Origin of the sequence: uncultured Psychromonas sp., assembly GCF_947489755.1 — a bacterium.
In the GTDB taxonomy this organism is placed as follows: domain Bacteria; phylum Pseudomonadota; class Gammaproteobacteria; order Enterobacterales; family Psychromonadaceae; genus Psychromonas.
The window spans coordinates 178361-184817 of the sequence record NZ_CANLFB010000004.1 but is presented as its reverse complement, the minus strand read 5'-3'; the positions used below and the strand labels follow the sequence as shown (position 1 = coordinate 184817).

Below are 6457 nucleotides of genomic sequence, written 5' to 3'. Positions count from 1 at the left end.
TTTCAAATCGTTCTTGGTCGAAAGATCTGATCGCTAGGTGGGCATTTAGTTCAATTCCTTAAGCAGAATTGAGGTTATTTACTAATAAATGAGAAGCATTTGCTTAGTTTTTATACCTATTATTGGCTATAGTGTTAATTAGTTATTTGTTGTTTTTGTTTCTTATTACTATTAAACATAAATTCCAATCTACTCTTCGACACTTTTAATGGCTGGTAAGTCATTATAATAGCTATGTTTAGTTGTTCTATAAAAGTGAAACGTTTGAATCTAAGTATTAACAAGGTGCACAATGAACAGCTCAAATTACAATGCTTCTCGTACTTTTAAGCTTTACATTCTCGCTGCTATTTTATTTGGTATTTATGGTGGAAGGGTTTGTCCCTTTTTAGCGACCTTGACCGTCAGTGAAGTTTTTGTTCATGTATCCATTACCTTTTCTATTTTATTGTTAGTCCGCCATTTTCTGTTACCTCACCACACATTGAATAAACAGATAAAACAAATCAAGCTGGATACACTTTGCTTCTTCATTGTCAGCCTTCCATTAGCCGTTTATTACAATGTTGTTTATGACTTTGGGTTAGATAGTAATGTGAAAATTGTTTTCGGGATGGCGTTATTTGGATTCTTCACAGGCTGCCTTTTACAGCTTTCAGCTAAACTCGCACAAATGGATGAAATGGAAAAAACGGATCAATTTGAGTTTGAGTTTTCAGGTCAACGCCACTCTTTAATTAATCAAATGATTTGGTTAGTGGTTCTTTTATTGGTGATTCTTACTGCTGCATTGTCTATGGTCGCAGTAAAAGATATTTTTTGGTTAAAGCATAACCCTGAACTGGTCATGGATGGCAGTGGTCAAATCAGCGTTATCAAAGAACTTATTTATATCGCGGCTTTGGTGACGGGGTATGCGATGGCCGTTATGTTCTTATGGAGTAAGGTTATCAAGCGTATTTTATTGAGCCAAGAATGTGCTTTAAAAAGAGTTAGTGAAGGTAGTATTGGTGCTCGTTTGCCTATTTTTAGTTACGATGAATTCGGTTCAACAGCATCGCTAACCAACAAAATGTTAGATAGCCTTGAGTTTGCTCAACATGAAGTTAAAACGACAAGGGATGTGGCGATTGTTAGTCTATCTGCGTTAGCTGAATCTCGTGATAATGAAACCGGTGCGCATATTTTACGCACACAAGAATATGTTAAAGCCTTGGCTGAAAACTTGAGTGAATCCTCTGCGTATGCTGCGTTATTAACCCCTAGCTATATCGAACTGTTATATAAGTCTGCGCCGTTGCATGATGTTGGTAAAGTAGGCATACCCGATAATATATTACTTAAACCTGGCAAGTTAACCGATGACGAGTTTGAAATAATGAAAGGCCATGCGCAAATTGGTGCTGATGCTTTATCGACAGCAGAAAAACAGTTAGGTAGTAGCTCTTTCTTAGAAATTGCAAAAGAAATTGCTTTATCACACCATGAGAAATGGAATGGCTCTGGCTATCCAAATCAACTCTCTGGCGAAAGCATTCCTTTGTCTGGACGTTTAATGGCTTTAGCTGATGTCTATGATGCGTTGATTTCTAAACGAGTTTATAAACCTGCTTTTTCACATCAAGAAGCGAAAGATATTATTATGAAAGGTGAGGGATCGCATTTTGACCCGGCAGTAGTGAAAGCATTTATTGCTATCGAAAATAAGTTTGTTGCTATTGCGGCTGATTTTCAAGATAAAGCTGAAGCCTAAAGTAGAGCAATAAAAAGGCCTATCAATATAAATATAAATTGATAGGCCTTTTTTGTTTGTCTTTGTACTAAGTGTGACCGTTATTTTACATTAGGTTACTTAATATATTGCTTATATACACGACGAGATAAACCACAAAGTAACGTGTAACCAATCGTATCTGCACATTTTGCAATGTCATTCACTGCGATATTATCACCCCAGAATTCAACGTCATATCCAACACAGTCTTGATCTTCAAACATTGATAAATCAACCATGATCATATCCATTGAAACACGACCTAATAATTGACTTTTTTGTCCATTAATGAAGACAGGTGTGCCTGACCCTGCGTGTCTTGGGTAACCATCAGCATAACCAATACAAACTGTACCTATCTTCGTGGTTTTGTCAGCTTTCCAAAGTGCGTTGTAACCAACACCTTCATCTTTATCAATGGTACGTTGAGAGATAACTTTTGCTTTAAATGTCATGGCAGGTATTAATTTTTTTGCAATGTCATTGCTATCAATTGGTGACGCACCGTAAAGCATAATGCCCGGGCGTACCCATTGCACTCTATCTGGCATTGAATTAGTTAATACGGCTGATGAGTTAGCAATACTCACATCACCAGGTAATTCACCAATAGTTTCTAGAAAAAGTGTTGATTGCTGTGCTGTTAATGGTGATTTAAGGTCATCAGCGGATGAAAAATGCGTAATATGCGCAAGCTCATTTACTTGCGGCATTTTATTGAGCTGCTGCCAAGCATTAGCATATTCGTTTGGTAAAAAACCTAAACGATGCATACCAGAGTCCATTTTTAACCAAACATTAATTGGCTTATCAAACGTCGCTTTTTGAATCGCGTCTATCTGATATTGGCTATGTACGACGCACCATAGATTATATTCGCTAATGTACGTTAATTCATCGTCGCTAAAAAAACCTTCCAATAACAAAATTGGCTGTTGAATGCCTGCATCACGTAATTCTTTCGCTTCTTCAATACAAGCGACGGCAAATGCATCTGCTACATCACTTAATTCATTAGCCACTTCAACTGCACCATGACCGTAAGCATTCGCTTTAATCGTCGCAATCGCATTAGCTGGTTTACCGAGAGATTTTGCATATAAATAATTTTGTTTTATTGCACTTAGTTTAATAACCGCTGTTGCTGGTCTAGACATTTTTCCTCCTAGCGCCCGTAGCGCGCTACAGATAAACCTGAGTCATCGATATCGGTTGCTTTGTCGTTGATAACGTCACTAACAAATTTTGCCGATCCTAAAGACATCGTCCAGCCTAGTGTACCGTGACCTGTATTTAAGAATAAGTTATCAATATTGGTTTTACCTAAAATAGGCGTGCCATCAGGGGTCATTGCTCTTAAACCGGTCCAGAATTCAGCTTTTGTTAAATCAGTTGCATGTGGGAATAAATCAGCAATTGAGAACTCTATATTTTTACGACGTTTTTCTAATAGTTCTAGGTTATATGAACTAATTTCTGCGGTGCCACCGACTCGAATTCGATCGCCTAAACGTGTGATTGCCACTTTGTACGTTTCGTCCATAATCGTAGATTCTGGTGCTGAAGCGTAGTCTTGAATTGGGATAGTCAGCGAGTAACCTTTAATAGGGTAAACAGGGACTCTTATACCGATATTAGCAAGCATGTGTGTAGAGAAAGAGCCTAGAGCCATTAAGTAAGTGTCAGCGGTCATTTCACCTTTATCAGTAGAAACGCTCACTATTTCATTACCTTGTTTGTTTATTTTTTCAATGTTGGTATCCATTACAAATTTAACACCGATGCCTTCACATGCTTTAGCTAATTCAGTAACGAACATGTGACAATCACCGGTTTCATCATTAGGTAAGTGAATACCGCCCACGATTTTATTAATCGTATGATGAAGCGCTGGCTCATACCCTAAACAATCTTCTGCAGTTAGAATTTTATGTTCAACACCACATTCTTTTAATACTTCAATATCTTTTTTAGAGCTTTTTACTTGGGTTTCAGTACGGAATACTTGTAACGTACCTTGTGTTCTATGATTATATTCAATATTGATTTCTTTTCTCAGCTCTTTTAAACAGTCACGGCTATATTCTGCAACTCTCATCATTCTAGCTTTATTGATGTGGTAGTCTTTGGTATTGCAATTTGCGACCATTTTGGTCATCCAAACTAGTGTTTCTGTGTCTAGATCCTTAATGCTAATCTTTAAAGGAGCAAGTTCTTGCATCAACCATTTCATTGCTTTAACGGGAATACCTGGCGCAGCCCAAGGAGCAGAGTACCCTGGTGATATTTGTCCTGCATTAGCAAAGCTCGTCTCATTAGCTACGCTCGATTGTCTGTCAACTACCGTGACATCATGTCCAGACTTAGCTAAATACCAAGCACTCGTTACGCCTATTACACCAGAACCTAATATTAAAACTTTCATTTTCATCCCAAAATAATCATCAATTCGAAAACACATCATAGATGATATTCAGAATTATTAATGATTGTATTTACAATTGTTTCAGCATAAAAAACTGTAATAAAAGAAAAATCAGTATTTTAATCTATAAAAGGCAGTAGAACTAGAATCTTAGACAATATTTAACCAATTTAAAGGGAAGTTTAAAGTGTTCAGTAACATTAAATAAACATATGTAATACGTTTGTGTAATTTGTGTTCTTTTAATACTTAAAGTGTTCTTTCTTAGTTGTAGTTTGCCATAAGCATTAAGTTTTATGTTTAGTGGATAAGGTTGAGAAAATAAAGTATCGGAGTGCTCATTTTATATGCGATTATTTAGTGCCCAATATAACGGATGTAAGAGGAAACTTTGTGATCACGTCTGACTTTAAAAACGAGCAAATTATTATTTCACTCAACTTTATAGTGACTGTTAAGCTGACCGGATACATTACCTTAACATAGTATCTATTGGCTGAAGGGTGTAGATTTTTAAGTAAATTTTTATAATTGATAGCGTTAAGCTTCATTTACCCACAACTAAAGTGATCTAAAAATAACAATAATTTAAGGAGAACGTTAAATGGCTTTTCAAGTGCTCAATAATTCTATTGTTTTAATCACCGGTAGCTCTCGAGGTATTGGTGCGGCTACTGCAAAGCACCTTGCTAAGTTAGGTTATGCTGTTTGTGTTAATTTTATGTCAAACAAAATTGAAGCAACCAATGTAGTTACTCAAATAGAAAGAGAAGGGGGGAAAGCCATTGCAGTGCAAGCAGATGTTTCAAATGAGAATGATGTTATTCGCCTTTTTAATACGATTGATAGTGCTTTGGGACCAATAACTCACTTAGTTAACCTCAGTTCCGGATAAGAAAAGCGATACAACACCACTATTTGAGCGAATTTCGTCGTTAAATTATTTCCCAATAACCAGTTATTGCTTCAACAATTTGCCTTGAACTACGCACAACTAGCAGTATTGTATAATAAATTATTATAACTATATGATTTCAAATAACCTTTCGCTTTCGTTAACCAGAATTGAGGTTAGTTAATAATGCAGGTATTCTTTTACCACAGATGCGTGTTTCTGATATGTCAGCTGAACGAATTAACAAAGTGCTAATGACAAATGTAACCAGTTATTTTTTATGTTGCAGAGAAGCGATTAAACGAATGAAAAATGGTGGGGTAATTGTTAATGTTTCTTCCGCAGCATCAAGGTTAGGTTCTCCTTTTGAATATGTGGATTATGCTGCATCTAAAGGGGCAATCGACACCTTAACAACAGGGTTGTCGCTTGAAGTGGCAAAAGATAATATTCGCGTTAATGGTGTACGTCCAGGATTTATTGATACGACAATGCACGCTGATGGTGGAGAAGTCGATCGTATCGAACGTGTTAAACATTTAATACCACTTCAACGAGGTGGTCGGCCTGAAGAGGTTGCTGCATCGATTGCATTTCTGTTATCAAATGACGCGTCTTATATTACTGGAACTTTTATTGATTTAGCCGGTGGTAAGTAGTCAATTAATATTTAAGAGGAAATAGAGTTAACATCGGGGTTTTTAAATAAAAAATCCGATGTGTTAACGACATCGGATTTATATTTTAAACATTAAATAAGATATTTAATGAATGATTACTCAGACTCTTTTTTACTTTCAACTTCCGTTTTTTCTTTATCTTTTGGTAGATATTTATAGATGTAAATACCACTCAATAACGTGAACACTAACGTTGCGCCCATTAATCCAAAGACTTTAAAGTTTACCCAAACTTCTTGAGGCAAACTAAATGCAACATAAATGTTAAGTAAGCTAAGTGCAATAAAGAAGAGGGCCCAAGCAATATTTAGATTGCTCCATACTTTATCTGGCAAGGTGATTTCTTTACCTAGCATCTGTTTAATAATCGACTTTTTAAAGATGAACTGGCTTGCTAAAAGTACAATCGCAAACAGCGCATAGATGAAGGTGACTTTCCATTTAATAAAGACATCATCGTGCAATATCAATGTTAATGTGCCGAATACAAAGACCATGATAAAAGTAATCACTTGCATTTTTTCAACTTTACGATGCTTATAGTAGTTATAAGCAAGTAATAAACCTGTGGTTACAATTAATGACCCCGTTGCCGCATAAATGTCGACCATTTTATAAACGGCAAAAAAGATAATTAATGGTATAAATTCAAGCAATTGTTTCATGAAACTCTCTTCTTTAAA

General features: G+C 36.1%; 5 protein-coding genes and 1 pseudogene. 3 read left to right on the top strand and 3 right to left on the bottom strand.

Annotated elements, in window-relative coordinates; all coding sequences use genetic code 11:
• Positions 1-292: 292 nt before the first annotated feature.
• Positions 293-1753: an HD domain-containing phosphohydrolase gene (locus Q0794_RS03915; RefSeq protein WP_298940259.1), complete on the top strand. Its 1461-nt coding sequence runs from the start codon at positions 293-295 to the stop codon at positions 1751-1753.
• A 95-nt stretch (positions 1754-1848) separates the two neighbouring features.
• On the opposite strand, the gene alr is transcribed toward Q0794_RS03915, so the two are convergent.
• Complete coding sequence (alr, locus tag Q0794_RS03910) at positions 1849-2931, bottom strand: alanine racemase (protein ID WP_298940258.1); 1083 nt, start codon at positions 2929-2931, stop codon at positions 1849-1851.
• A gap of 8 nt (positions 2932-2939) precedes the next feature.
• Positions 2940-4199: a D-amino acid dehydrogenase gene (locus tag Q0794_RS03905; RefSeq protein WP_298940257.1), complete on the bottom strand. Its 1260-nt coding sequence runs from the start codon at positions 4197-4199 to the stop codon at positions 2940-2942.
• A 604-nt stretch (positions 4200-4803) separates the two neighbouring features.
• On the opposite strand from Q0794_RS03905, the gene Q0794_RS03900 reads away from it, so the two are divergent.
• Positions 4804-5094: an SDR family NAD(P)-dependent oxidoreductase gene (locus Q0794_RS03900; RefSeq protein WP_298940256.1), complete on the top strand. Its 291-nt coding sequence runs from the start codon at positions 4804-4806 to the stop codon at positions 5092-5094.
• 176 nt (positions 5095-5270) lie between these two features.
• Positions 5271-5753: pseudogene (locus tag Q0794_RS03895) on the top strand (SDR family oxidoreductase); the annotation flags it as partial.
• Positions 5754-5869: 116 nt separating this feature from the next.
• On the opposite strand, the gene Q0794_RS03890 reads toward Q0794_RS03895, so the two are convergent.
• Positions 5870-6439 carry a septation protein A gene (locus tag Q0794_RS03890; protein ID WP_298940255.1) on the bottom strand — a complete coding sequence of 190 codons (570 nt, stop codon included), beginning with the start codon at positions 6437-6439 and terminating at the stop codon, positions 5870-5872.
• Positions 6440-6457 lie beyond the last annotated feature (18 nt).